Source organism: Thermococcus fumicolans (assembly GCF_055386755.1).
Window position 1 is genome coordinate 528035 of record NZ_AP042424.1, and the last position, 25159, is coordinate 553193.

The 25159-nt window shown below is 56.8% G+C and carries 23 protein-coding genes; 10 read left to right on the top strand and 13 right to left on the bottom strand.

What is annotated here, in order from left to right:
• Positions 1–5: 5 nt before the first annotated feature.
• The 6 genes from ACZ5AM_RS02875 to ACZ5AM_RS02900 form a co-directional block, all read right to left on the bottom strand.
• The gene (locus ACZ5AM_RS02875; protein WP_464915920.1) at positions 6–467 is read right to left on the bottom strand and encodes a biotin/lipoyl-containing protein; all 462 of its coding nucleotides are present in this window, start codon (positions 465–467) and stop codon (positions 6–8) included.
• A 2-nt stretch (positions 468–469) separates the two neighbouring features.
• Complete coding sequence (locus tag ACZ5AM_RS02880; RefSeq protein ID WP_464915419.1) at positions 470–844, bottom strand: OadG family protein; 375 nt, start codon at positions 842–844, stop codon at positions 470–472.
• 10 nt (positions 845–854) lie between these two features.
• A complete protein-coding gene (locus ACZ5AM_RS02885; protein WP_464915420.1) occupies positions 855–2423 on the bottom strand; it encodes a carboxyl transferase domain-containing protein in 1569 nt (522 codons plus the stop codon).
• 120 nt (positions 2424–2543) lie between these two features.
• Positions 2544–2975 carry a translation initiation factor IF-2 subunit beta gene (locus ACZ5AM_RS02890; RefSeq protein ID WP_464915421.1) on the bottom strand — a complete coding sequence of 144 codons (432 nt, stop codon included), beginning with the start codon at positions 2973–2975 and terminating at the stop codon, positions 2544–2546.
• Between the two features lie 59 nt (positions 2976–3034).
• Positions 3035–8200, bottom strand: a complete 5166-nt coding sequence (locus ACZ5AM_RS02895; RefSeq protein ID WP_464915422.1) for an LAGLIDADG family homing endonuclease — start codon at positions 8198–8200, stop codon at positions 3035–3037.
• Positions 8200–8694, bottom strand: coding sequence for a hypothetical protein (locus ACZ5AM_RS02900; protein ID WP_464915423.1), 495 nt, complete (start codon positions 8692–8694; stop codon positions 8200–8202). The genes ACZ5AM_RS02895 and ACZ5AM_RS02900 overlap by 1 nt, the downstream gene beginning before the upstream one ends.
• 147 nt (positions 8695–8841) lie before the next feature.
• On the opposite strand from ACZ5AM_RS02900, the gene ACZ5AM_RS02905 reads away from it, so the two are divergent.
• Together ACZ5AM_RS02905 and ACZ5AM_RS02910 are read left to right on the top strand one after the other, a co-directional pair.
• A complete protein-coding gene (locus tag ACZ5AM_RS02905) occupies positions 8842–9354 on the top strand; it encodes a metallophosphoesterase (RefSeq protein WP_464915424.1) in 513 nt (170 codons plus the stop codon).
• Between the two features lie 19 nt (positions 9355–9373).
• Positions 9374–10219 carry a hypothetical protein gene (locus tag ACZ5AM_RS02910; RefSeq protein WP_464915425.1) on the top strand — a complete coding sequence of 282 codons (846 nt, stop codon included), beginning with the start codon at positions 9374–9376 and terminating at the stop codon, positions 10217–10219.
• Here the strand turns inward: ACZ5AM_RS02910 and ACZ5AM_RS02915 are convergent.
• Positions 10200–10763, bottom strand: coding sequence for a hypothetical protein (locus ACZ5AM_RS02915; RefSeq protein ID WP_464915426.1), 564 nt, complete (start codon positions 10761–10763; stop codon positions 10200–10202). The genes ACZ5AM_RS02910 and ACZ5AM_RS02915 overlap by 20 nt on opposite strands.
• Before the next feature lie 81 nt (positions 10764–10844).
• On the opposite strand from ACZ5AM_RS02915, the gene rtcA reads away from it, so the two are divergent.
• The 8 genes from rtcA to ACZ5AM_RS02955 all read left to right on the top strand — a co-directional run bounded on the left by rtcA (position 10845) and on the right by ACZ5AM_RS02955 (position 20046).
• Entirely contained in the window at positions 10845–11879 is a 1035-nt protein-coding gene (gene rtcA / locus ACZ5AM_RS02920; protein ID WP_464915427.1) for an RNA 3'-terminal phosphate cyclase, read from the top strand.
• A gap of 89 nt (positions 11880–11968) precedes the next feature.
• Positions 11969–14998, top strand: coding sequence for a transglutaminase domain-containing protein (locus tag ACZ5AM_RS02925; RefSeq protein ID WP_464915428.1), 3030 nt, complete (start codon positions 11969–11971; stop codon positions 14996–14998).
• Positions 14995–16011, top strand: a complete 1017-nt coding sequence (locus tag ACZ5AM_RS02930; protein WP_464915429.1) for a hypothetical protein — start codon at positions 14995–14997, stop codon at positions 16009–16011. The genes ACZ5AM_RS02925 and ACZ5AM_RS02930 overlap by 4 nt, the downstream gene beginning before the upstream one ends.
• 50 nt (positions 16012–16061) lie before the next feature.
• Positions 16062–17018: an AAA family ATPase gene (locus ACZ5AM_RS02935; RefSeq protein WP_464915921.1), complete on the top strand. Its 957-nt coding sequence runs from the start codon at positions 16062–16064 to the stop codon at positions 17016–17018.
• Positions 17015–18268: a DUF58 domain-containing protein gene (locus ACZ5AM_RS02940; protein ID WP_464915430.1), complete on the top strand. Its 1254-nt coding sequence runs from the start codon at positions 17015–17017 to the stop codon at positions 18266–18268. Before ACZ5AM_RS02935 ends, ACZ5AM_RS02940 begins: the two co-directional genes overlap by 4 nt.
• 1 nt (position 18269) lies before the next feature.
• Positions 18270–19145 (top strand): hypothetical protein, encoded by an 876-nt coding sequence (locus ACZ5AM_RS02945; protein ID WP_464915431.1) that lies wholly within the window; start codon positions 18270–18272, stop codon positions 19143–19145.
• A gap of 102 nt (positions 19146–19247) precedes the next feature.
• Positions 19248–19661: a HEPN domain-containing protein gene (locus ACZ5AM_RS02950; protein ID WP_464915432.1), complete on the top strand. Its 414-nt coding sequence runs from the start codon at positions 19248–19250 to the stop codon at positions 19659–19661.
• Positions 19609–20046, top strand: a complete 438-nt coding sequence (locus ACZ5AM_RS02955; protein WP_464915433.1) for a nucleotidyltransferase domain-containing protein — start codon at positions 19609–19611, stop codon at positions 20044–20046. The genes ACZ5AM_RS02950 and ACZ5AM_RS02955 overlap by 53 nt, the downstream gene beginning before the upstream one ends.
• 81 nt (positions 20047–20127) lie before the next feature.
• Here ACZ5AM_RS02955 and ACZ5AM_RS02960 read toward each other — a convergent pair whose 3' ends face one another.
• The 6 genes from ACZ5AM_RS02960 to ACZ5AM_RS02985 all read right to left on the bottom strand — a co-directional run bounded on the left by ACZ5AM_RS02960 (position 20128) and on the right by ACZ5AM_RS02985 (position 24968).
• Entirely contained in the window at positions 20128–20973 is an 846-nt protein-coding gene (locus tag ACZ5AM_RS02960; RefSeq protein WP_464915434.1) for a TatD family hydrolase, read from the bottom strand.
• A 9-nt stretch (positions 20974–20982) separates the two neighbouring features.
• Positions 20983–21303: a tRNA-binding protein Pbp11 gene (gene pbp11 / locus ACZ5AM_RS02965; RefSeq protein WP_464915435.1), complete on the bottom strand. Its 321-nt coding sequence runs from the start codon at positions 21301–21303 to the stop codon at positions 20983–20985.
• Entirely contained in the window at positions 21300–22013 is a 714-nt protein-coding gene (locus tag ACZ5AM_RS02970; RefSeq protein WP_464915436.1) for a DUF257 family protein, read from the bottom strand. Before ACZ5AM_RS02970 ends, pbp11 begins: the two co-directional genes overlap by 4 nt.
• The gene (locus ACZ5AM_RS02975; RefSeq protein WP_464915437.1) at positions 22000–22680 is read right to left on the bottom strand and encodes a DUF257 family protein; all 681 of its coding nucleotides are present in this window, start codon (positions 22678–22680) and stop codon (positions 22000–22002) included. The genes ACZ5AM_RS02970 and ACZ5AM_RS02975 overlap by 14 nt, the downstream gene beginning before the upstream one ends.
• A 134-nt stretch (positions 22681–22814) precedes the next feature.
• Positions 22815–23993, bottom strand: coding sequence for an aminotransferase class V-fold PLP-dependent enzyme (locus tag ACZ5AM_RS02980; protein WP_464915438.1), 1179 nt, complete (start codon positions 23991–23993; stop codon positions 22815–22817).
• A 66-nt stretch (positions 23994–24059) separates the two neighbouring features.
• Complete coding sequence (locus ACZ5AM_RS02985; RefSeq protein ID WP_464915922.1) at positions 24060–24968, bottom strand: asparagine synthetase A; 909 nt, start codon at positions 24966–24968, stop codon at positions 24060–24062.
• Between the last annotated feature and the right edge of the window lie 191 nt (positions 24969–25159).

A 25159-nucleotide genomic window follows, 5' to 3' on the forward strand; every position in this document is an offset into this window, starting at 1 on the left:
GCCCTTCACCCTATCTCCATGAGTGGGTCGCCTGTGTTTACGGTGTCTCCTTCTTTGATGAGGATTTTTTTGATCACTCCGTCTTTTGGTGCTGGGATTTCGTTTTCCATTTTCATGGCTTCGAGTACGAGTAATCCTTGTCCGGTTTTTACTTGTTCGCCTTCTTTGACGAGTATTCTGAGGATTTTGCCGGGCATTGGGGCTGTGACTACGCCCTCTCCAGCTGGTGCTGGGGTCGATGCTGCTGGAGCGGTTGGAGCTGGAGCCGGTGCCGGGACTGGAGCAGAAGGAACACTCGGAGCAGAAACCTGGGCCGGGGCGCTTAAAGCCCCGACGTCTATCCCGAGCCCCTTGGCCTCGACCTCATAGCTCTTGTCCTCGAAGCTTACCCTGAACTTCCCTCCCGGGAGCTCCTCAACCTCGACCTCGTACTCAACACCGTCGACGATGACCTTGACCTTCGCCATCTTCACCACTTCCCCATCTCGTAGTTGAAATCCTCAACTTCCTCCATCTGGCTCTGGACGCCGTAGAGGCGCCACGCATCTGAAACCTTCCTCCTAAACGGCAGGGGCCTGAGCTGGCTCGCCTTCTCGGCGGTGTAAGCCAGAACAGCCGCGGTTATCACTGCAAGGTCCCTCGGCGGTATGGCCGGCTTTTCCTCCTTGGCTTCAGCTGGGGCTGGAGCAGGAATGGGGGCGGCCTTTGTCTCCTTCTCCACCAACCTTCTCTCCAGCCACCCCACGAAATAAAGGACCAACGCGAGTATGCCGAGTATGGCGAAGACCACCGTAACGCCGATGACCGTTATGTTGAGGCCCTCCATGAACGCCTGGGTGTTCATCCTCTCCACCTCACAGCGGTATGTTGCCGTGCTTCTTCGGCGGGAGCTTAACGCGCTTGCTCTCGAGGGCCTCGAGCGACATGATTATCTTCGCCCTCGTTTCAGCGGGGTCTATGACGTCGTCGATGTAGCCTCTCGCGGCTGCAACGTACGGGTTGGCGAACTTCTCCCTGTACTCGGCTATCTTCTGCTGGCGAACCTCCTCGGGGTTCTCGGCGGCGGCTATCTCCTTCCTGAATATGATGTTTGCAGCACCCTCCGGACCCATGACCGCTATCTCCGCTGTGGGCCACGCGTAGACGAAGTCGGCACCGAGGTGCTTGCTTCCCATCGCGAGATAAGCTCCTCCGTAGGCCTTCCTGAGGATGACGGTCACCATCGGGACGGTGGCTTCCGCGTAGGCGTAGAGGACCTTGGCACCGTGCCTGATGATTCCTCCGTACTCCTGCTGGGTGCCCGGTAAATAGCCCGGAACATCGACGAGGGTAACTATCGGGATGTTGAAGGCGTCGCAGGTTCTAACGAAGCGCGCGATCTTGTCCGAGCTGTCTATGTCGAGAACGCCCGCGAAGTGTATCGGGTTGTTGGCGACTATTCCAACGGTCTGGCCGTTCATCCTTCCGAAGCCGACGACCGCGTTCGGTGCGAAGTACGGGAGAATCTCGAGGAAGTCCGGGTTGCCGTTCTCGTCCCTATCAACGATCTCGTATATAACCTGCCTCACGTCGTAGCCCTTGTTGGGGTCGTCAGGGACGATGGTGTAGAGGTTCTCGGTCTTCCTGAAGGGCAGGTCGTTCGTCTTAACTCGCGGCGGCTTCTCCATATTGTTTGAGGGCAGGTAGCCGACGAGCCTCCGGATGAGCGCTAAGACTTCCTCGTCGCTCTTCCCTATGAGGTGGGCCTGTCCGGACTTCTGGGCGTGTACCATCGCTCCACCTAGCTGTATCGGTGTGACTTCGACACCGGTGACAGCTTTAACGACCTGCGGCCCGGTGATGAACATGAAGCTAGCTGGATTGTCGACCATCAGAATGAAGTCTCCTATCGCCGGGCTGTAAACTGCCCCACCCGCACAGGGGCCCATAATAGCTGTGATCTGCGGGACTACACCGCTCAGCAGGGTGTTCATCTTGAATATCTCGCCGTAGCCCTTGAGGGAATCAACGCCCTCCTGGATCCTCGCGCCACCTGAGTCGTTGAGGCCTATGACCGGAGCGCCGGCTTCCAGAGCAAGCTCCATGACGCGCTTTATCTTCGCCGCGTGCATCTCGCCGAGCGAGCCGCCCATGACAGTGAAGTCCTGCGCGTAGACGAAAACCAGGCGGCCGTCGATAGTTCCGTAGCCGGTGATGACGCCGTCGGCTGGGAGTTCCTTCTTGTCGAGGCCGAACTCCGTTCCGCGGTGCTTGACGAACATGCCTATCTCCACGAAGCTTCCGGGGTCGAGGAGCTTCTCAATCCTCTCGCGGGCCGTGAGCTTGCCCTTGGCGTGCTGCTTTTCCACGGCCTTTTCGCCGCCCATCTCCATGATCTTCCTCTTCCTCTCATACAGTTCGCTAACCTTTTCCTCCATGCCCATGAGAACTCCCCCTGGGATTAACTGGGCACTTGTAGTTTGTAAAGTTTAAAAGGGTTTTCAATGAAATTAGGTCCGGCTAAAGGTGGATATCTTGTCCAAGGGTTGAGTGGAAAAATGGGATCAGAGGTGCTGGATTGGAGTTTCAGCACCGCAGGCCTCGCACTTGAGGAAGTGGAAGCGGTCCTTCTTGATGATCTTTGTGTCGGGGCTTCCGCAGACCGGGCAGATGACGTAGTCCTTGAGGTACTTCTTGAGCTTGTTGGCTATCAGGTAGGGCGTGAAGCGTCCCTGGAGGATTACCCTCCTCCCCTCGATCGTTCCCGCAGTTGCCACCTCGCGCAGGATGAACTTGAGCAGGTGGTTCGGGTCGCGGTTCATGGCCTCTGCTATGTCCACGAAGTTCTCGATGATTGTCCTGCTGCCCGCTATCGTAACTTGGGCCGGCGGGACCTCGAAACGGGATGTGTGGTGTTTGACGTTCTCGGGGAGCTCATCGTAAGCCTTATCGAGCAGGCTTTCGAAATCGTAAAAGTCAACCTTCTTCTCACTCATTCCTCTCACCTCCATCATAGCTGGGCGGGCCCGTTTATAACCTTTTGCAGATGAATAAATCAAAGTGTCTTGTAGAAGCCTGCCCTAGGCTCGTATATCCTGGCGTCCTTCTTGAGATCGTTCAGGAGCTTCTTGATCTCGTTCTCCGTCCCTATTCCGGCCTGCTTTGCGGCCTCTATGACCCTGTCCTCCGGGGCACCGAATTCGCCCTCGCTCTCGAGGGTGTTTATGATGTCCATGAGCTTCTCGATCTTGTTCAGCTTCCTCGTGCTCTTCCCGACCTCCAGTATAGCCGCGTCCATCATGCCCTCCTCATCGACGGCTATCGTCTTCAGCATGTCCTCGATTATCCTTATCGCCGCCCTCGCGTCCTCCCTCGTCACGGTCTCGCTCAGGCGCATCCTAGCGTGGGCCTCGCTGAGCCTTATCAGTGCCTCAAGCTGCCTCGCCGTTATCGGGATCGGCTGCAGGCCCTCATCCTCGCTTTTTCTCCTGAATCCCTTCCTCATCCTGACGTAGTAGTTCTTTATCTCCTCCATGGCCTCCCTGCTGAGAACCGGGTGGACGTTCTTCCTCGCGTAGGCTATGTACTTCTTGAGGAGGTCGTAGGGTATCTTCGGCGTCACCGCCTCGGCCTCGCCACGGCGAACCTTCAGGATGTGCTCCGCTATTGCCCCATCGACCTTCTCGTCCGGCTCGTCGAGGAGCAGGAAGATCAGGTCGAAACGGCTCAGCAGGGTCGGCGGGAGGTCGAGCTGCTCGGGCAGGGACTTCATCCTGTTGAACCTGCCGAACTTCGGGTTCGCGGCCGCTATCACGGTCGTCCTCGAGTTCAGGGTTGCCGTGATGCCCGCCTTGGAGATGCTTATCGTGTTGTGGAGGACTAATCCGTGAGACACGAAAAGGTGGTACGGTTCAACGGTAACGTCGTAGACCCACTCCCAGCGGTCGTTGGGTATCTCTTTAACCTCTACCACGCGGAGGAAGCGGATGTTGCCCTCGGCGAAGGCCTTTACCCTTTCCAGCTTGGCCTCTGCTTCCTTCAACCTTTTCTCAGTGATTTCCATGAACGCCCTAACGGTTTCCTCGTGCCCCGTCCTTAGCCTGTAAAGGGTTGTTGAGTACGGGACACCCAGATTCTCCGAGAGTTCCCTAACGGTTACAAAGGTCCTTAGTGTTTCAACGTCTTCCCTTTCAAGGGCATCCTTGAGCTCAGCTATTCTTTCCTCGGCTTTTCTGATGTAATCCCTAACGCGCTCCCTGTTAGCGTTCTGGCGGGCGATTACGTTGTTCGTCAGGCCACCATCGTTTATGTGAAGCGCGTTTAAGACCTCCCTCATGGCATGAAGTACCTCAGTTGGGACGATGTCACGATAGTTGCGCTTTCTCCTGGAAGTCTCAATGAGCTTCTCTATCTTCGCTATCCTGGGGTCGTCCCGAACAATCTCCGCAAAGCGCTCTATGTCCTCTGTGCCACTCACTATGACCTTGTAGTATGAGGTATCCCCGCGTCTCTCCTCGAATATGTAAGAGTATATCCCCAGGCTGAGCAGTAGGTCTTGAAGGTCATCAGCCATTGCTCTCGATGACGTCGTAAGGCCAACGCGGTAGTTATCGACGAAGCCGTCCCCCTTGAAGAACGCGTTAAGGAAGGCTTTCTTGGCTTCTTCCCCAGCGCCGAGGATTTTGGCGGGAACCCTCTTCCTCCTGGCTGGTCTCTCGTTCCCCTTACCGGGGAAAGCCTCCGGGAAATTCTCCCTGAGTTCCGTATAGAAGTCCTCAGATCCAATGCGGACGGTGTAGAGTCTCTTTTCGTCAGCCCTCTCGCGTATCTGAACTCCGTACCTGACGCCAAGTTTTTCAAGGAGTTCCTTGAACTCCCTAACGAGGCCTTCTTCGGTGTTAGTAAAGCCTACTTCATAGTAGCCGTTTGAGGGGTTAGCGTAACTGAAACCCTCGGAGAGCAGAAAACCGAGGAGTTTGGCAGTAGTTTCGTCGAGGGTGTCTCCTTCAAGCGGGGGATAACGTCTAACCGCGAGTGCAAGGTCGCCGTGCCTGACTTTCTCAGCGGGTTTCTCCCTTATCTTACCCCCCTCCCATACCATTACCGGGTGTTCGGGTGTCACAACTATTTCCCTGCCGTTGGAGAAGGTGAGCTTTATGAACTTCTCCGGCGCTTTGTGCCTGCTCACGCGGTCGGCTTTGACCTTCACGATTTCCTTTTTTTCAAGGTCGTAGGCGAGAAGGTAGAGGTTATCAACCGGAAGAATCTCCGTGTCCCTGCCCAGGATTACCTTATCGCGGTTGGCTTCGATAAGGGAATCGACAAGCTCGCCTATCTTAACCTTTCTGCCGTCAGCGAGCATTATTTCAAAATCGTGGTGGTAGCTCTGCTGTTCCAGCGCCTCATGTATGGCACTCCTATCCCTGTCGCTCATCTTGTCGAACTCGTCAATGCAGTTGTGGACTATGATTCCTTCAGCCAAGAAGTTGTGCTCTCCCGGAACGTAGAGGTCGTAAACGTAGCCATCGTAGGGAATGCGCTCGATAGAGACGATTTCGTCGAGGAAGTAATCCCTCATCGAGAGAATTTCAAGCTTAGTCCTGATTTCTGGACTCAGAACATCGCCGAGCTTCTCCACAAGCTTTTTCAGCTGAATCCTGCTGGGCTGATACTTGCCCTTGGCGTAGGAATAAACGGTGCTCCACAGCCCCCGTTCCTGTAGTAGCTTAGCTGGAACACTCTCAATGATGTTCCTTGCGATTCTGCTCACTGGTTCGGCGGGGACTTTATCACTCCTAGACGAGACGAGATGTTTTTTGGCGGGTATTTCCTTAACCTTGACGCTGTATTTCCCAACTGCATTAAGGATGTTAATCACATCTTCTCTCCCTGTTATCCGAATCCTGTTCACGCCCTTTCCTGGAATAATGCGTGCGTATACGTCAAACCTGCGGAGCAGGAGTGCAAATGCTCTGTCCCGCTCCATGTCGTTCGAAAGCAGAAACTCAACGTGAACAACGCTTCCTCTCTTGCTATTCTTGACTGATACACAGCCATCAGAGTCCAAGGCCCCGGCAACAAAGGCCTTCAGGGCCTCATCGTCCAGGGAAAATACATTTCTAAGGTTGTCTTTGGTAACGTATTCGTAGAGGTACGCAAGCAATGGTGAGCTGACATGGAACGTAATCGAGTCGCTCTCTATCTCGTTGCCCCACAGTTCGCTTCTTGTGGTCCGCTCGTACTCTCTCAGTTGCCCATCGTAGAAGCTCTTGAAGGCTCGTCTGAGGTTCTCAATCTGCTGGTTATGTACCTTTGACTGCACTATGCGAACGTGAACCTTCGAACCGTTCCGTTTTATCCACCCGTCCCCGTAAAGGAAGCCAAGGAAATAAGCGAGTTCGGGGGTTATGTATGCGACTTTAAGGCGCTCCCTCCGATAGTTTGGACCATATGTTAAGGGCCTCTCGCGCCATTCATCATAGATTCCCAGCTCGCGAAGTATCTCCCTGAACTTTCCAACACTTATAGAACCCTTTCCAGAGAGGAAATCCCTCGAAACGTTGTACTTCCTGTTGAACTCAGCGAGGCTCTTAAATCTCTTAAGAACTTCGGCCTTCAGCTCTCTTTTCTCCTCAGGAGTCAGTTTGACCTTCCAATTGGGGGGCAAGATGTCAAGTATGTAAACCCTGTTTCGTACCGAGGGAAGCTTTAGCGGGGCAACTACCTTGTTTCCCACCCTGAACTTCTCCGCCTCCTTCCATTCGAGGGTCTGGCCGTCTATCAGGAGGTGGTCCGGAGTTAGAATTACCTCGTTGCCGGAGCGGAACTTTATCCTGAGGAGCTCTCCCTTCCAAGGCTTCCTGCGGATTATCGTGGCCTTTGAATTCTTTGTCTTCATTCTTTCGAGGTCGAGAGCTACAACGGCCATCTCCTTCTCCTGGATGTCCACGACCTGACCGTCGGAGAGGGCCTTGTATGACTTGTTCAGCTCAAAGAGGTCCTCGATGCGAACGTACTTCCCATCCACCAATACCCTTGAGTCAGGATGCAGGCAGGCGAATCCGCCGTCCGCTAAGACGAGGACACCAGCTTCCAGAACCCACGAGCCGGTGAACTCGTCCCTTACCGCTGCCGCCGTAAGCCCCGCGGCCGAACTGCTCTTACCGCTCGTATAAATCGCCCTCGGCGCTAAATTGGCCACGTAGCGGAGAAGTTGACTCTTTGCTACCCCCGGATCTCCCACAAGCAGAACGTGACTCTCACCACGAAGCTTCGTTCCATCTGGCAGAGTCCTCTGCACACCGCCGAACAGCGCCAAAGCTATGCCCTTCTTCACCGTTCTGTGGCCCCATATCGCCGGCGCTATCGAATCGACTATAGCATCGACGATATCCTTCCTCTTGGCCAGCTCGCGAATCTTCTGCTCGTCCTCCGGAGAAATCTCGAGCTCCTCTATCTCCTTACTGAGCTGCTCTATGTGGTTGACCTCGAGGACCTTCTTGAAGATAGGCCTCTTGTCCTTCTGCTCGAGGATAACCCTAAGGATTCCCGTAACGAGAACGCGATCGCCTGGAAGGGCCGCATCGACCATGTCGTCGAGCAGTATGGCATCGACGAAGCGCGGCATCTGGCCGCCCTTCAAACTCTCCGGCCTGTCCTGAAGGCGGAAGCTCTGGAAGTTGATGAAGCGGCTCTTCTCCACGTCGAGGTCTATGTTTCTCGAGCCGCAGGCGTCGCACTTGGCCGGCTTGACGAGGTTCTCGTAGGGCCTCTGGAGCCTTACCATCTCGTTGCCGCAGTCCTTGCAGACAAAAACGGCCTTCTCAACGAAGGGTTTAACCTCGCTCACGCGCGTGATGATTCCCTCGACCTGGATGAAGCGGTTTATGTGCTCGCTTCCGAGTTCCTTCACCAGGAGCGTGTGGGGGAGGTTGAAGAAGCGGGCGTGAACTTTGAGCTCGCCGCTGTACATCAGGTCTTCGCGCAGGACTATCTGGATAGCGTCCTCTCCTGAGGCCAGGACCTCTTCCGGGTTGTTTATGAGCTCTTCCGCCAGCTCCGGGTCGAAGGAGTTGAGGTGGGTCCAGTCTATCGAGAGCGAGCGCTTTGGCGTGACGGTGAGCAGGTCTTTGAGCTTGTTTAAGTAGACCTGGTTGCCCTCGTCGTCTTTGTACTCCCTGAGGAAAGTGGCGAAGCGCGATATCATCTCCTCTCTTTCCATCATCCCTCACCCAGCCACTCGTTTCTGATCTTGGAGAGCTCTATGTAGATCCTCCTCTCCTCCGGGGCGAGTCTCCCGAGGACTTCGAGGCTGTTGGGCCTTAGCCTCACCGCCTCCAGGATCTTCTTGAAGCGGAGCTCCTTCAAATAGCAGTACTTCTTCTTCAGGTTGGCCAGCTTCGTCATTTTGACGCTCAGAACGTCGATGCTATCGCTGGGATTCCTCCTGACGTAGTTCTCCAGGTAGTAGACGTAGAACTCCGCCCTCTCATACAGGCCGGCGGGTAGGGGGACGAGGGGCTCGCTCTCCCTCTCCTCAGCTATCACCCTGTCGATCTCCCCGATTATTTTATCGGTTTCGTCCACTATCTCGCCTATCCCGCTCTCCCACATGACCTTGGCCTTCCAGTCCTCGATTAGGGCTATGTCGCCGGGGTTCCAGTCTTCAAAGGGCTTCAGGATCTTGACCGGTATGAGGGCCCTGCCAGTGAACATCCCACCACCTTCTACCGACTAGCCCACCAGGCTAATAAACCTTCCCGCGGCGGTTTCAGTATTCATCCGCACACCTGTACACCTGGCCCTTTTGGTCCACGATAACCCTATAAACCCACTTTTCGAAATCCTCTCGGGTGATGGGGAATGCTGATAGGGATAATGAGCGATACCCACGATAACCTCCCCGCTATAAGGAAGGCGGTCGAGTTCTTCAACTCGAAGAAGGTTGACCTCGTCATACACGCCGGCGACTTCGTTGCCCCCTTCGTTGCCGAAGAGCTCAAGAAACTTGAGGCACCACTCAAGGGCGTCTTCGGCAACAACGACGGGGAGAGGAAGGGTCTCTTCGAGGCCCTCGGGATATACGACGAGCTCATAGAGCTTGAGGCTGACGGCATGAAGATAGCGGTAACCCACGGGACGAACGAGGTTCTCGTGAGGGCGCTGGCCCACAGCAGGCTCTACGACGTCGTTGTTGTCGGCCACACCCACCGCTACGAGATCAGGGAAGCCGGCAGGACGATACTCATAAACCCCGGTGAGGTCTGTGGCTACGTTACGGGCGTGAAGAGCGTGGCCCTCCTCGACACGAGGAGGAGGGAGGCCCAGATAATAAACCTCGACACCGGGGAACTGCTGGGGGCCATGAGCCTCTGATCCTCTCCGGGCGGTGCCTATGGACGACATCCTGACCCCGAAGGAAAGGCACGATGCCGTAGTGCTTGTGGGGGTCGACGAGAGGGAGAACGTGGAGTTCGTGAAGGTCTACGCCGTGGACGAGGAGACAGCTAGGAGAACGCTGGAGGAGTTCTTCAACGCTAGGGGACTTTTTCCAGCCGACTACAGGCTCGTGAGCAGGGGTACTGAAAGCGTGGAGGGCAAGGGGGCCATAACAACGAGGACGGAGTCCTCCCTGAGCTCCGCACTGGCTAGACTCGGCCTCAAACTTCTCTCCAACGGCGTCCTCCACCTCGGCGATGTTAAGACGGTTTATCAGTTCACCCTGGTAAGCGAGTCCCTCTACCAGAGGATAGCCGGTGAGGGGGTTGGGGAACCCGAGCCTCCAACCGTCCCTGAGCTCTCCCTTGAGGAAGTTCTTTCCCTCGGCGTTGACGTCCTAGTTGAGAACCTCAGAGGCGTCGACATTGGAGATCTGGTTCCCCCGGGTGCCAGGCTCCTTCGGGAACCCGAGCCAGGGGAGCTCGCCGGCATCCTGGATGATCCCGAAAGGGATTACCCCGTGGTCGTCGAGACGACGGACGCTGGAAAGTACTCGGCCTCCGGCTTCTCGGTCACCCTGAGACTCCCCCCTCTGACGGTGGAGGAGTTTGCCGTTGAACTGTCCGACAGGCTGGGCTTCCCCGTTGATCCGGAGCTCTTCAGAAGCTTTCCTCCCGAGAAGCTGAACTTGAGGAACGTTGAGGCCCTGGCAAAGCTGGTTAGGGCCCTCATGGAGAAGAGGGGCCTCCCGCGGGAGGAGGCCCTTGAGCTGGCGGTTGGGCTTAACCTCGGAGGGCCTTGAAGTACCTCACGACGGCCTCCCTGAAGGCCCCGTTGTGCTTCCCGAGGGCCGCGTTCACCCTCTCCTTGAGCTTCCTGTCCCTGGCAAGGTAGGACAGCAGGAGGCACTCGTCGACCGTCAGCCTTTCCAGCCCATCGGGCTCTTCTCCTCGGGTAAGGGCTTCGAAGATCGGTTTGACCCTCTCCACCCTCCTTTCGTACTCCAGCCAGTCTATTCCAACGGTCTCGCCCCTCTTTGTGAGCTCTTCCGCCATTCTGAAGTACCCCTCAACCTTGGGGGCGAGCTTTGAGGAGAGTATCCTGTCCGCGAAGTCCTTTATCAGCGCTACGTCGTCGGAGAGCCTCTTTGCATCCACTGGGTCGAGGCTCAGGTAGAGTGCTCTTGCGGCCGCGTAGCACCTGGGAGCGAAGGGCATCTCCGGGAGGATCAGCTTTCCGTTGGATACCCGTATTTCCTCTCCATTCCTCAGCTCAAGGCTCTCCAGGAGCATCCCGATGGGGTAGCTCAGGCTCTTAACGCAGAACTCAAGCTCGTCCATCTTCATCGCCCTTCCCTCTCATCGACCCCCTAAAAGGCTTTCGTCAGGTTTTTTAGGTCTCGGGTGTAGGGTCGCGGGGTGGGGTCGATGGAATGGGTAGAGATAGACGGCTCCTACGGTGAGGGCGGGGGGCAGATACTCAGGACGGCCGTTGCCCTCTCGGTCGTAACCGGAAAGGCGGTTAGAATAACTAAGATCCGCGCCAATAGGCCCAATCCCGGCCTCAGGCCCCAGCACCTCCACGGGATTCTGGCCCTAAAGGAGCTCAGTGACGCGAGGGTTAGAGGCGCTAAAGTGGGCTCGACCGAGCTCGAGTTCGTCCCCGGGAAAGCGGGGCCAAAGCACATTCGCGTTCCCATAAGCACCGCGGGAAGTATAACTCTGGTTCTCCAGGCTTTGCTTCCGGCTGTGGCCTTCGTCGGAGGAAGCTTTGAGGTAACCGGTGGAACCGACGTCCCGTGGAGTCCGCCCGTGGACTACCTGAGGAACGTCACCCTCTTCGCCCTCGAAAGGATGGGTCTGAATGCCGAGATCGAGATCAGGAGAAGGGGTCACTACCCGAAGGGCGGCGGAATTGTTGCTGGTAGGGTTGAGCCTTGGGAGGAGAGGAAACCTCTAGTGGCTCTGGAATGGAGTAGAATAAAGCGCTTTGCCGGGATAAGCCACGCCACAAACCTGCCGGCCCACGTTGCGGAGAGACAGGCAAAGGCGGCCGAGAATAGGCTGCGGGAGTTTTACGATGTCCCTGTGGGGATAGAGACCGAGGTTAGCCGCTCGCTCGGCCCGGGGAGCGGAATAGTGGTCTGGGCCGAGACGGACGGGCTGAGACTTGCTGGAGACGCGCTCGGGAAGCGCGGCAAACCAGCTGAAGTCGTTGGCAGAGAAGCGGCGGACGAGCTCCTCGATGCCCTGAAGACCGGAGCGGCGGTTGACAGGTTCCTCGGTGACCAGCTGATACCCTTTTTGGCCTTCGCCGGCGGGGAAGTGAAGGTCGCGGAGGTAACCAACCACCTCGTCACCAACGTCTGGGTTGTCGAGAGGTTCCTTGGGAAGGTCTTCGAGGTGGAGGGGGAGGTAGGGAAACCCGGCCTCGTCAGGGTCTCCCGACCGTTCCCCCTTTAGTGTTTCTTCGTTTTTTCGTGCTCACCGAGTTAATCCCCTTCCGATAAACATTTAAGTCGGGGCTTCTCTCCAGATTAGTGGGGGAATTTATGAGGAGGTACATAGCCTCGCTGTTGCTCCTGACGCTGGCGTTCCTGCTCTTGGCCGCTGCTTCCAGCTACTCACCCCTACCCGTGGCCGTGCCCCCCCAGGGTCTCGGGTCTGGTGGTATGGCCCCATCGGGAGGGGCTTCTAACCTTTCATCATCCCCGCGCTCTTACTTCCTGGTCTCCCCAGGGCCTAGAGTGTACCTGCGGCTCTCGGCTTACGACTCCCTAGACTTAAACTGCCGCTGGGAGACTTCGAGGAGTGTTTCTGGGGGCTGGACGGGTTTTTATTCATCCGAATCCGGAGGAAGTACTGGAGTCATCAACCTCTCCGTTTACTACTCCTACCCCTCCCCACTGATCCTGGCACCCCTTCACGTCCTGAACTTCTCGGTTCCGGTTCAGGTCAACCCCTACCTCGATGTTTACCGGGCCGAGACCCCGGTTAAATCGTACTCCCTAACTTACCGTGAATTTAAGAGGCCTTCCTCCGGAAACTACAGCGCCGTTAAGCTCCTGATGTTCTCCTATTCCTACAACATCCCCGGCGAGGTTGAGAGGCTAGCCCACGCTATTGCAACCAACGGCAGCGACTACGAGAAGGCCCTGGCTATCGAGTCTTTTCTGCGGGAGTACTTCAACGTCGGTAAGTCCTACGTGAACAGCTGCGGTAAGCTTGGGGACTTCCTTTTTAGGACCAGAACGGGGAGCCCCTACGATATATCTTCGCTCTTCGTCATGATGGCCAGGGCTCTCGGCTTGCCGGCCAGGATGGTCGAGGGCTACAGGCTTCCGGCCTCTTCCGAGTACAGGATGGTTCCATCGGAGAACGTGACGTACTGGGCCGAGGTGAAGTTCGAGAAGCTCGGCTGGGTGATCTTTGACCCCGTCCCCAGAAATCCGCGCGTTAAGAACTTCGTTCCCAATGGGGAGGAGGTTCGTCTCAGCGGGGTTAATGGGAAGGTTTACTACCTCGATGCCCTGGCCGTTGAGCCCACAGTTTCCCGCTCCCTCCTCGGGCTCCCGTGGAACTCCGTGGCCTACCTCCCGGTCTGGAACGGCTCCCTGTCCTACGCCAGGATCGCGTGGGGCGATCCAGTCATCGACGTGATAAACCTCCCGGATCTCGTTTCCCCCGGCGAGACGGTTTCCGTGAGGTTCGTTAACCTTCTGGGAGGTCGCGTTGATGTCAGCTCCAAGCTGGAGGTTAAGGTCGAAGGGGACACCCTCGTTTTGTACACTCCTGAGGATCCGGGCGTTTACTGGGTTAGGCTGAGCAGCGGTGATGGGAGCGTCATGTTCCCCGTCGTGGTTCCTGGAAGGGTTCACGTGAGCGTTGAGGGCTATCCGTCCCGGATAAGGGCGGGAAGCAACTTCACGGTCTTCGGCAGGGTCCTGTGGAAGGGAAAGCCTGTATCCAGAGGAACAGTAGAGGTCGTCATCGGGAGGGAGAAGGGAGAGGCCGACTACGTCATCGGAAGGGGGAACGTCTCGGACGGCAGTTACTCCGTCGTGGCCAGCGTTCCGGCCAGCCTACGCCCCGGCAGCTACTGGCTGGTGGTCAGGTACGTTGGTTTCCCCTACACCGGCGACAGCGATCCGGTCGTTGAGGTTCTTCCGCCGCTAGAGATCAGACTCAACGCGACCTCCGACGTGGTTCCGGCAGGTCTCTTCAACCTCACGGGCTTCGGTCCGGACGGTGTCCCCATCGACGTCCTGGTGGACGGCAGGAAGGTTGCCTCGGTTGTTCCAGAGAACGGGACCTTCTCTGTGCCCCTGAACCTGACCCCCGGGGAGCACGAGTTCAAGTTCGTTCCTAAATCAGGAAACTTAAAAGCCGTCGAAAGGCTCCTGAGGGCTGTTAAGGTTGACCTGGACTTGAAGCCTTACTCCTCCGGCGGGAGGGACTACCTGAAGCTCCTGGGGCAGGTTGAGGGGATGGAGGACGGTCGGCTTGAGATCGATACCCCCTACGGGAGGTTCCCGGTTACCGTCAAAAACGGGCGGTTTGAGTTCGACCTGCCGGCTGAGTTCCCCCGGGGAGGATCGGGCTTCGACCTGCTTCCCATAAGGGTCTCCGCGGATGGAGCACCTCTCGGGGGAAAGACGGTGGTTCTGAGCTCTGGCAGGCTCGTTCCGAACGTCGACACCGTCATCAAAACTCCGGACAACAAGTTCCTCGTCTCAACTCCCGAGGGGGTCGAGGGTGACAAACTGAACCTCGACATAAAGGCCTTCGACCGCTCGGGGAAGCCTATCTCCGGGGAGCTGAACCTGAACCTGGGGGACAGGAAGGTAAAGGTCGACCTCAAAAAAGGAGGCGGAAAACTGGAGCTCCCGAAGACGAGCTTTAATTTCCCCGATTTAAACATGCCCTCCGTTGGCGGCAAGGCCCCATCCCTGAACTTTAACTTCCCCGACGTTAGCGGCCCCGATATTCACGTCTCGGGCTTCCACGCTTCGGTCGGGAAGGAGATCGCGTACATCCTCCTCGTCCCCCTCCTGGCTTTGGCAGTCGTGGCGATCGCCAGAAGCGGCCTTTCAGGTCCTTCGTGGAAGACTTCCCCGCTGGACCGCCTCAAAACCCTCGGGAGTCCGGATATAGAGCTCGAGAGGGACGTGTACCTGCCCGGGGAGCCGGTGAGGGTGATCCTCTCCCGGGAGGCAGACCTCTACGTGGACGGGAAGTTCGTTGGTCACGGGAAAGCGTTCTCCCTCAAACTCCCTGAAGGGATCCACATCCTAAGGGCCGGGAGGAGGGAGAGGGAGGTTTACGTTCTCAGGCCCAAGAACGCTGTTATGAAGCTCTACGAGGACTACTTCCTTCCTTTCGCGTCGTCCAAGGGCGTCCGCGTTGAGGACGCCACTCCCAAGGAAATAAAGGCAGCGCTCCTCTCCCTTGACGTTCCCGAGGGTCCACTCACCGAGGTCACGAGGATATTTGAGTTCGCCAAGTACGGGGACGTTGAGATCTCCAGGGAGGACTTTGAAGGGTTCGTCGAGTCCCTCAGGGCCATGGGGGTGGTGAAATGAGGTTCCGGTTCACAACTGGGCTCGTCGTCTTCCCGATCCTTGCTCTGGCTTCGGTATTTGCCTTTTCCCAGCCTCCCCTTGACCAGTACGCGCTCCTGAAGGAGTCTCTGGTCTACCTCTTCGTCCTGCTGTTCCTGGCCAGTCTGAGCGATGCATTCTCGGTTCCGGCCCTTCCGGGGGTTCTCCGGGGGCTGGGGATTGCCCTGTTCGTGTACTTCTACCCAAGCGGCTCCCCTTACAACCCAACGGGCTTCCACTTCCAGCCCGGGCTGGCGACCCTGATCTTCGGCTCGGCGTTGGCCAGGGCGGCATCTGAAACCCCCAGAAAGTTCGACCTTCTGGTTAGGGGAGTCGGCTTGTTCGTGGTCTTCTTCGGCCTGTCGGGCCTTTTGAAAGACCTCGGGGCCCCGGCATGGCTCTCGGGGATAGTTTTTTACCTCGGCTTCGCCCCGCTGATAGTCTACGTTATGGGCTTTGGAGAGGCCCTCGCCGGCGGCAGCTACATAGAGAAGAGGGCCAAGGGCCTAACGCTGGCCTTCGTTCTAGTGGCCCTCTACGTCTGGGGTAGGGACTACCTCAGGGTTCTCATACCCCAGTGGGCTTTCCTGATAGATTTGGCCCTCTTCCTAGTCGTTTCGGTAGTGGTGCTCCTCATAGTGGGGAGGTACTTCATGAGCAGCGACATAGAGCCCTTCCTCCTGGGCGAGTGGGAGAAGCACGAGGCGAGGATAAGGATAGCTGAAGATGAAACCCTGAGGGAGGCGAGGAAGCTTATAGAGGAGTTCGTCGTGAGGAAGAACAAGCTCCCCCTGCTGGCTTACCTTGCCTACTACGGCTCGAAGGTCTACGGAAGTCCCTCCTCCCTGGAGGAGCTCTTAAGGCCTTTGGTTGAGTACCGTGATACCCCCCGCTCCTCCCTCACCCCCGGCTGGCTGGTTAGGAAGTACGAAAGGGAGGACATGGAGAGGAGGATAAAGATCGTGGAGAAAATAATCGGGAGGTTGAAGGCATGAGCCAGGTTGCGTTTTCTGAGAACTCTGAGAAGCTAAAGACCTACTCGAAGATGGCAGATGTGGTTGTCAAGGAGATCTCGAAGGTCTATATAGGGAACGAGCCCGTAGTGAGGAAAGCCTTGGCCGCTTCGCTCGTGAACGGCAACGTCCTCTTCGAGGATCGCCCGGGCCTCGGAAAGACCCTCCTGGCGAAAGCCTTCGGAAAGGCCCTGGGGCTTGAGTACCGGCGCGTCCAGTTCACGCCGGATCTGCTGCCGAGCGACATCCTCGGAACCAAGGTGTGGCGCCAGAACATCGGGAAGTTCGAGCTCGTTAAGGGGCCTATCTTCACTAACGTTTTGCTGGCGGACGAGATAAACCGTGCCCCACCAAAGACTCAGGCGGCCCTCCTTGAGGCGATGGAGGAAAGGCAGGTGACGATAGAGGGCGAAACCCTAGCGTTGGAAAGGCCCTTCTTCGTAATGGCAACGCAGAACCCGATAGAGTACGAGGGAACCTACCCCCTTCCTGAGGCACAGCTCGACCGCTTCGCCCTCAGGATGAGCGTTGGTTATCCCAAGAGCCTCGACGACGAGATAGCCATTCTGGAGGCCAGGATAAGGTGGGCCAAGGACGATCCCACCGTTGATATGGAGCCGGTTATAGACCGCTCAACCTTCCTAGCTATGCAGGACTTCGTCGAGAACGCCATCTTCATCCACCGCGAGATACTGAGGTACATAGCGGAGATAGTGAGAACTGCTAGAGCCGACGAGAGGGTTGAGGCCGGCCCTAGTCCAAGGGGTGCCCTAACGCTCCTGAAGATAAGCAAGGCCAACGCGATGCTCGAGGGAAGGGACTTCGTAATTCCCGATGACGTTAAGATGTACGCGGTCGAGGCTTTGGCCCACAGGATGGTTCTTAAGCCAGAATACTCCTTCGAGGACGTTACCACCGAGGCGATAGTGGAAGAAGTGCTCAAGAGGGTGGAAGTCCCGAAGAGGTTCAGGCCGGGGGAGGAAGCTTGAGGCTCGCTAGATCGTTGTTCTACACCTCCGTTTCTCTAGCAATACTCGGTGCCCTCACTGGCGTAGCCGAGATAATATACCTCTCCCTGTTCCCCCTCTTTGCCCTTGCCATTGGGCTGGCCATAAGCCCGCCCTCTGGAATAAGCGTGGAGAGATCCCTGGGAAAGGGCCCCTATCGTCCGGGTGACGAGATCCCGGTGAGGATAAGGCTCAGGGTTGAAGGTGGGATGGGCTTTCTCCTCCTAAGGCAGCCCCTCCCGCCTGAGGTAGAACTAACCTCGGGTTCCAACGTCTGGGCGGTCTTTAAGGGCCCGAGGAAGCTCGAGAGGGAGTTTGAACTTAAAATCCGCGTTCCTAGAAGGGGCAGGTACACCCTGCCTTTGACCGAGGTCTACGTCGAGCCGCTCCTGAAGTTCGGAACGGGCGGTACTTTCCCGGCCGGAAACAACGTCACCGTAACCGTCCTCCCCCTGGTCAAGCCTCCGAGAAGGGTTAGGACCACTAACACGCGCTCCCAGATACCGATACCCCTTACGAGCTACTCCCTGACTGGGCCCATCTCTACGGATTTCAAGGAGATAAGGGAGTACAGGCCCGGCGATCCGGTTAAGTTCATAAACTGGAAGGCCAGCGCCAGGAAGGGCGATATTCTGGTCAACGAGTACGAGAGGGAAGGAAAGAAGACGGTCATGTTCTACGTCGACGCCAGAGCGGGGATGGCCGTTGGCAGCTTCATGGAGAACCCCCTGGAGTACGCCGTATCGCTCGTGGCATCTCTAGCTTATTACTTCCTGAGAAGGGGCTACAACGTCGGCCTCTACGTCGTCGGCAGGGGAGAGATGCTAATGCCCTCCACCGGCAACAGACAGCTCTACGCCATCGTCAAGAAGCTCATGGAGGTTGAGCTAAGTCAGGGGAGGGGGGAGAGCTTTAGCGACGCCTTCAAGAGGAGCGAGAGGGTTCTGATCCAGTACTCACCGCTCGTCGTCGTTGTCTCCAACCTGCTCCACTCCGGTGAGCTGGTTCAGGCGTTGAAGTCCATCATGAGGTACTACAAAGGCAGGCCTCCAGCGATAGTCTTCGACCTGTTCCCCTACTCGATGTTCGAAGGGAATGAAGTTGAGCTCGTAAGGCTCAGGAAGATGGGCGTTGAGAGCGAGCTCAGGGGTCTGGCTCACGTCTTTCAGTGGGACGTTAAGAGGACCGATGTCTCGTCTATACTAGCCAAAACCATCAGGATGGTGAGGTAAGATGATCAAGGTTACCGCCTACTCCCTCAAGGCTCTCCTGGTCGTTCCCCTCATCTTCGGTTTAGTCGATGCCCTTTTAGCCGTTCCCGGCGCCTCGTCTCTGGTGGGGTCATACGTGCCCTTCGTTTCTCCGAGGCTCCTGTTCCTGGCGGTTTTTGGGGCCCTGTTGGTCTCTGCCTCGGTCATGGGTAGGACGGCCAGGATAATCAAGTTCCTGTCCTGGGTCTACGTACTTCCCCCGATCCTTGTCCTCGGCGTCTTCAACAGGGTTATGAACGCATTTGGCGTTGAGTTTCACCCCTGGGACCTCAACCTCTCCTACCTCGTCTACTTCGTCATCGCCCTCCCCCTCGCCCACCTCTTGGATGACACGGTTGAGAGGGCTAAGAGGTTTGAGGAGTGGGGGGTTGAGGGCTACGATCCGGCACTTCACGGAGTTCTGGGTTCTCTCGTCCTTGTACTCCTCTCGGCCGGTCTCCTGACCCTCGTCTATTACAGGGAGGCTAACCTTTCTCTCTCCCTTCCCCCTTACTCCCTCATGCTGGTGGTCTTCGTTCTCGGCCTCTCCGCCCTGATAGGATTCCTCCCAGAGGGCGCTAGGAGGACGGTGGCCTTCGTCAAGGTAAAGGCTACCCTTGGACCGGCCTACGATGTCTCCGTGATCAGGGGTGGTGATGGCCTGACCATTGAGGTCAGGGACTACGGGACGAGGCAGGAGAGGGAGCTGACGTACTCCTTTGAGATCGAGGGCAAGCCGCCCCAGTCGATTCTCCTGGATCTGGGGGAGACCTCTAGGAGGATAAGGAAGTCGGGCGAGACCGTCGTCGACGGGGTTAGGTACGTGGTTTACTCCAACGTGCCCGTTGAGAAGGTCTAGGAGATCTAACGGAGAAGAGGGACTAGCAATCCTCCGATACTTCCCAAAGGTGTGGAAGGCTAAGACGAAGGCGTTAAATACTCCCAATCCGAATTCCCCTTGATGCCCATGTTCAAGTGGAGCGAGTACGATAGGTGGATGAGGCAGGCGGAGAAGACCCTTCGCTCCGCCCTCAGGGATCTGGAAGGGGAGGACTATGAGTGGGCGAGCTTCAAGGCCCAGCAGGCGGCGGAGTTAGCGGTTAAAGCCCTACTTCGGGGAATGGGCTTCGCTCCCATCGGCCACTCCATAACGAGACTTCTCAGAAACCTGCGGGATGAAGGCGTTGAGGTTCCAAGGGAGCTGTTCCACAGGGCGATGGAGCTCGACAGGAACTACATAGCGCCCCGTTATCCCGATGCCTATCCGGAGGGGTCCCCCTTCGAGTACTACTCGGAGGACGTGGCCCGGGAGATGATTGATTATGCGGAGGAAGTCCTCAACTTCGTCAAAAGGACGGCAGAGCGTCTCGCCTGAGATTGAGAGTTTTGTGGGGAGGATAGTTGACTACTTCAACGGTGACGTCACTATTATTCTCTTCGGCTCTAGGGCGAGGGGCGACTACAACCGGGCGAGCGACTACGACCTGATAGTGATTTCCAGGAAATTAACCGGAAACTTCCTCACGCGGACGAAGCCGCTTTACGAGCTCAACGAGGACCTCCTGCCCGTTGATATACTTGCCTACACCCCGGTGGAGTTCCTTAAGGCGCTGGAAAACCTCTCTCCCTCAGCTCTCGATGCCATGAGGGAGGGAATAGTCCTCCATGACAGCGGCTTCTATGAGGTCGCCAGGAGGCACTTCGAGGGGCTAAAGCGGAGGGGAATGCGGAAGGAGAAATACTGGGTTATGAGAGCTTAGCCCAATCTTCATCAAGCCCAAAGAGTTCAAAAGAAGAAACGAGGGCTTCATTAAAACGGTAATGAGCGAAGGAAAGCCCCTCTACTCCTCCACTTCAACCCCGTAAACCTTTCTCGGGTTCTCCACGTGAATCTTGTAGACGTCCTCCTCCGTGAAGATGCCATTCTGCAGGAAAGCCTTCGTCCTCTTTGGAACAGTCTTCGGTCCTAAAACGGCTCCGGGCCTTCTCCTGTCGTCTATGTAATCCGTTTCCATCATGAACCTGTTTCCCTGCTCTATCGCGGCCCTTATGTTCTCCCTGCTGGCTATTATGCTCGGGAAGACGCCGACCTCTTCGGCCACCTTAACCAGCGGCGGCGAGAAGTGCTTGACGACCTTGTAGGGCTTTATGCCGACCTCCTTAACGTATTCCCCGAGTTCTCTGAACTTCTCCTCGTCGAAGCTCTCGGTATGGAGCTGGACGGCGCAGTCGGATTCTTTTGCCAGAGCCATCCCGTACTTCATCAGCTCGATGCTGGCGTTCCAGATCTCATCGCTCACCTCGTAGTGCGGCCTGCCTATCTCGCCTATGCCTATCACCTTCCCCTCGAGGCAGAGCTTCTGCGCGTATTCCAAAGCCTTCATAACCTCATTTTTGGCGTATTCAAGGCCCTTCTCTCTAGCGAGATAGTCAAACTCGGCCGGGTGGACGCCAACGACGGCGTAGGCCTTCACCGGCGTCTCCCTGTTTATCCTCTCAACGAGCTCGATGTGAAAGTCCATCGCCTCCATGAAGTCCTCTGCTTTCAATCCCGGAAAGCCGTAGTCGTGGGCCGTTTTGTAGACGACTACCAGATGGGTTCCTCCCGCTCTGTGGAACTCCTTCACCGCCTCGAGGAAGAGCCCATGATATGGATCAACGTGGAAGTGGTCGTCCCAGATTATCATGCCATCACCTCACGACTGGTAGACCTCGATTTCCTCTCCAGCCTTTGCCTCTACCTCACCCTCAAGGATGAGCGCAACTCTATCCCCGGGAGCCGCAAACTCGACCTTCCGGTGCTCCTTCTCGATGCGGTAGACGAGGGCGGCCCTCTTTCCGGCCTTTACCTTGTAGGCGGGGTAAACAACCCCCTCGAGAACCTCCCCTATTAGCACCTGCCTTCCCATAACCCGGAGGATTTTGCTCACCCTGAAACGCCCCACCGGACTTCTGGAGACGACCTCTATGGTCTCTTTCTCGGGGACTTTCCTTCTGAGGAAACCTAGGAACTTCATTCTTTCTCCCCCGCGATTCCTTTGGCCCACTCTATCACGTCTTTTGGAGAGAGGACGGTCCTGTTTACCCCGTACACAAGGGTGAAGACGGATTTTCTAAACCTTACCCAGATGTAGCCCTCCACGTCCTTGAGGTAGACAACGGACGTGGCTATATCCTCGAGGAGGGGAAGGGGATCCAGCTCGAGGCCCCTGAGGATTGGAACCTCGACTATGTAGACGTTGAACCTGTCGTCGAGCCCGAGGTTGGCCTTTATCGCGCTGACGAGGTTGTAGATTGAGCCGAAGTCCCGCTGGAAAGCCAGATACCTCTCGAGGCCAAGGCTGATGTGGAGCACCTTCCCTTTCTCTTTGTTGAGGATGGAATCGACCTTCTTGGTGTAGACCGCGGGATCCTCGGAGGGGTCGATCTTCCTCACCACGTTCCCGCACTCCTCGGAGCCGCCGATCTTTATCACGTCTATTGAATCGACGTCAACGTCGAGGCCCATCATCCTCAGGTGTTTTATGTAGATGCTCAGAACGTCCAGGACGTCCTCGACTATAACCTTCAGACCCTTCCTCTTCGCGTACTGGATTAGGGTGTAGAGCGCCAGCTCCACTCCAATAGTGGACTCGTTCTCGATGAGGGTCATCCCGCCGGGCCTTATTCTGTCGAGGATGTTGCCGACGTCGGCGAGGACTTCCTGGGGTACCTCAAGCTCTTCCAACGACCTCACCCCCAACGTCTACGATCGTGGTCCTGCCCATGTTGTCGAGCAGGGGGCTCTTCAGTATCCTTATCTTGACCCCCGTTGGCATGGGCTCCATGTCCATTATGGTTGTCGCCACCCTCTCTAGCTCGTGGAGTATTCCGGGCCTTATGCCACGGAGGAGGCCCCTATTTATCAGGTAGAAGGCCCTCCGTCTTGTGTTCCCAACGAACTTCTGCATCGTCAGGATTATCGAGTAGGAATCCGTCACGCTCCCCGACAGCAGAAACAGGTGCTCGACACCAACGGCCAGGTTTATGAAGGGCTTGTCCTGCACCTTGGCCAGCAGGGGTTTCAGCGCCCTCTCGTACTCCCTGATGTACACCCTTGGATCAGGGTGGAATCGCACCGTCGCCAGAACGTTTCCCACCCTTTTCTTTCCTCCTGTCTTAACGACTGGGACGTCCCGGAGGTCGATCTCCACCCCGAGCTTCTCGAGGTGAGTCTTGAGTGTATGGAGCGTGTCGAAGTTGTCGTCGATCAGGAGGGGTATGTCCGTTGAGCGGGAGTAGTCCACGAAGAACTTCAGGGTGAAGTCGGGCACGTAGGATGGGACGTACTCCAGGAGCACGGTCTCTCCGGGAAGAACACTTCCTACGATGTCCCCTGCGTTTTTCCAGCCCATATTCTCACCTTCTGCTGTTTTTCTTTCCCAGGATATAAACGTTTTGTGGAACCGATGCCCAGGTTAGGGGTGGCAGAACGTTCCGACTTCGCATTCATCGGAGCGTGAAGTGAAAATGGAAGCGCTTGGCCAGCTCACTGGTCCATAGCCCTGAACAGCTCCTCTAGGAATAGTTCAACGTCCTCCATTGTGTTGTAGAGGTGCGGCGAGACCCTTATCCCGTAGTGGCCGAGAACGCCGCGGTGGCTTACGGCTATTCCCCTCTCGGAGAGCCTTCTGTATACTTCTTCCTCCCCTTCGTAGCTCAGGCCGGTTTTTACGGTCACTATCGCGGAGTTTCCGCCGAAGGCCCCAAGCCCCGCACTCAGAACCTCGTCCCTTATCCGCTCTGCGAGCTTCAGGTTGTGGCGCTCTATCTTCTCTATCCCAATCCCGTTTATCAGCTCCAGCGAGGCCCTGAAGGCTGCGGCGATAAGATAAGGCGGCCCGCCGCCGAAGGCAAGCCTCTTCAGGCCCCTCTTTGGCCTGAGCTCTCCCCAGGGGTCTTTATCCGGCAGCCCCCACCAGCTTCCCCAGTCTCCAGTTGGAGGCTCCATGTTGAGAAGGCCGGTTATCGGCTTCGCCTTCTCCAAGAACTCGTCCGAGGCGTAGATCAGGCCTGCACCTGTGTCCGGGCTCAGGAGCCACTTCTCACCGCCGGCTGCGAGAGCGTCTACCCCCTCTTTCTCCGGGTAGAGCCTTAGGGAGCCGAGGTGCTGGACTGCATCAACTATGAGCCACGCCCCGTGTTCGTGGGCAGCTCTGGAAAGCTCCCGCAGGTTGATTCTCTCGCCGGTGACCCAGTTGACGGAGCTTAGAACTACGGCAAGGGTGTTGTCGTCTATAGACCTTTCAATCTCCTCCAGAGGGTGGAGGCCGTTTTCGTTCTTCACCACCCTGAGTTCGAGGCCAAACCTCTCGGCGTAGCTCTTCAGGAGCGCTGGTAAGGTTGGGAACTCGGTGTCGAGCGAGACTAGGTTCTGTCCCTTCCGCGGCTCCATTGAGAATAGCAGCCTCCTCAGCCCCTCTGTGGTCTGGATCGAGAGGCTCACGTTCTCCACATCAACCCTCATGAGCTTCGCCGCCTCCCTGAGCGTTGGTTCGAGGAAAGTCGGGTTCATGTAGTCCACCGAATTGACCTCGCCCTCGAACCCGATGACGTCCGTTAGAAGCTCGTTGACCCTCTGGAGGGCACTCCCCGGCATGAGGCCGAGGCTGGCGGTGTTCAGGTATGCCCTGAACCTTCCCAGGGCTGGAAACAGGCTTCTCCTCATTGGAATCCCCTGAGTAACTGGAGCTTCCCCCCTTAAAGAATTTAGGAAAGAAGAGAGGGATCGTGATCAGATAACCGCCGGAATCCCGGGAACCCTCGGGAAGGGCTGAACTTCCGCTATGTGCTTCGCCCCGACCATGTAACGAACTAAGCGCTCGACGCCGATTCCCGCTCCCGCGCTGGGTCTCAACAGGCCAGCCTTTGCCACCTCCAGATACGGTCTGAATGCATCGAGGCTTATTCCTGCCCTCCTCATTTTCCTAACTATCACCTCGTACTCCCACTCCCTCTCTCCGCCGCTGGAAACCTCGCCGTAGCCTTCCGGAAGATAGAGGTCGTAGTTCCTGAAGTGGCCAGGCCTCTCGGGGTCTTCCCTGTCGTAGAACTCCCTCTCGATGTCCGTTATCCAGAAAGGTTCATCCATGAGTCTGCTGGCCTCTTCCTCGCTTCCGAATTCCTCCTTTATCTCCTCCAGCGTGAAGCGCTTGAAGGGCGGTCTTACCTTGGGCACCTCCCTTTCGAGCCCCCAGCTCCTCGCCTCCCTGAAGAGACCGCTGATGAGCCCCTCAATGAGGCCCATAACGTCGTCCATGCTCGCGCCGGCGATCTCGAAGTCGAGCTGGGTGAACTCGTAGGCGTGCCTTCCGTCGTCGGCACTCCTCCCCTCCAGCCTTATGTTGGGAGAGAGGACGAAGAGCCTGTCTATCCCCATCGCGATTGCCATCTGCTTGTGGAGTATCATGCTGTGGGTCAGTCTGAGCCTTTCCCCGTAGACCTCGACCTCGGGCGGCTTCAGGGCATCCTCCGCCGCTGGATCCGGCCACAGGGGGTCGGTTATCGAGCTGAGCATCACTGGGAGCATCCACTTGAAGCCCCTGCCCACCATGTATCTCGTCATATAGTCAATGACCCTCGTCTGAACTTCCATTACTGGTTCAATTTTCCTGGTCACGATTTGGAGAGCGTTCATGTCAATCACCTGATTATTGTCACGGGGCTTCCCCTTTATGGCTCTTGTGCAAAGAAATTTGGATTTTGGACAAAATATGACATTTAAAAAGTGTATTTCTTGAATAAATGACTAAATTTTGGATGCAGGTTGACGTTTATCGTCTCCTCAAATCGATAGCGTTATAACGCCCGCCGAGAACCTTATACGGTGGTAAA

What these genes read in the sequence shown, in the direction of transcription:
- ACZ5AM_RS02925 (WP_464915428.1), top strand. Translation starts at nt 11,969, where the DNA reads ATGAGGAGGTACATAGCCTCGCTGTTGCTCCTGACGCTGGCGTTCCTG.
- ACZ5AM_RS02975 (WP_464915437.1), bottom strand. Translation starts at nt 22,680, where the DNA reads ATGGGCTGGAAAAACGCAGGGGACATCGTAGGAAGTGTTCTTCCCGGA.
- ACZ5AM_RS02935 (WP_464915921.1), top strand. Translation starts at nt 16,062, where the DNA reads ATGGCAGATGTGGTTGTCAAGGAGATCTCGAAGGTCTATATAGGGAAC.
- rtcA (WP_464915427.1), top strand. Translation starts at nt 10,845, where the DNA reads ATGGAATGGGTAGAGATAGACGGCTCCTACGGTGAGGGCGGGGGGCAG.
- ACZ5AM_RS02900 (WP_464915423.1), bottom strand. Translation starts at nt 8,694, where the DNA reads ATGTTCACTGGCAGGGCCCTCATACCGGTCAAGATCCTGAAGCCCTTT.
- ACZ5AM_RS02875 (WP_464915920.1), bottom strand. Translation starts at nt 467, where the DNA reads ATGGCGAAGGTCAAGGTCATCGTCGACGGTGTTGAGTACGAGGTCGAG.
- ACZ5AM_RS02980 (WP_464915438.1), bottom strand. Translation starts at nt 23,993, where the DNA reads ATGAGGAGAAGCCTGTTTCCAGCCCTGGGAAGGTTCAGGGCATACCTG.
- ACZ5AM_RS02880 (WP_464915419.1), bottom strand. Translation starts at nt 844, where the DNA reads ATGAACACCCAGGCGTTCATGGAGGGCCTCAACATAACGGTCATCGGC.
- ACZ5AM_RS02955 (WP_464915433.1), top strand. Translation starts at nt 19,609, where the DNA reads ATGCGGAGGAAGTCCTCAACTTCGTCAAAAGGACGGCAGAGCGTCTCG.
- pbp11 (WP_464915435.1), bottom strand. Translation starts at nt 21,303, where the DNA reads ATGAAGTTCCTAGGTTTCCTCAGAAGGAAAGTCCCCGAGAAAGAGACC.
- ACZ5AM_RS02915 (WP_464915426.1), bottom strand. Translation starts at nt 10,763, where the DNA reads ATGAAGATGGACGAGCTTGAGTTCTGCGTTAAGAGCCTGAGCTACCCC.
- ACZ5AM_RS02890 (WP_464915421.1), bottom strand. Translation starts at nt 2,975, where the DNA reads ATGAGTGAGAAGAAGGTTGACTTTTACGATTTCGAAAGCCTGCTCGAT.
- ACZ5AM_RS02960 (WP_464915434.1), bottom strand. Translation starts at nt 20,973, where the DNA reads ATGATAATCTGGGACGACCACTTCCACGTTGATCCATATCATGGGCTC.
- ACZ5AM_RS02945 (WP_464915431.1), top strand. Translation starts at nt 18,270, where the DNA reads ATGATCAAGGTTACCGCCTACTCCCTCAAGGCTCTCCTGGTCGTTCCC.
- ACZ5AM_RS02895 (WP_464915422.1), bottom strand. Translation starts at nt 8,200, where the DNA reads ATGGAAAGAGAGGAGATGATATCGCGCTTCGCCACTTTCCTCAGGGAG.
- ACZ5AM_RS02905 (WP_464915424.1), top strand. Translation starts at nt 8,842, where the DNA reads ATGCTGATAGGGATAATGAGCGATACCCACGATAACCTCCCCGCTATA.
- ACZ5AM_RS02950 (WP_464915432.1), top strand. Translation starts at nt 19,248, where the DNA reads ATGCCCATGTTCAAGTGGAGCGAGTACGATAGGTGGATGAGGCAGGCG.
- ACZ5AM_RS02910 (WP_464915425.1), top strand. Translation starts at nt 9,374, where the DNA reads ATGGACGACATCCTGACCCCGAAGGAAAGGCACGATGCCGTAGTGCTT.
- ACZ5AM_RS02885 (WP_464915420.1), bottom strand. Translation starts at nt 2,423, where the DNA reads ATGGGCATGGAGGAAAAGGTTAGCGAACTGTATGAGAGGAAGAGGAAG.
- ACZ5AM_RS02930 (WP_464915429.1), top strand. Translation starts at nt 14,995, where the DNA reads ATGAGGTTCCGGTTCACAACTGGGCTCGTCGTCTTCCCGATCCTTGCT.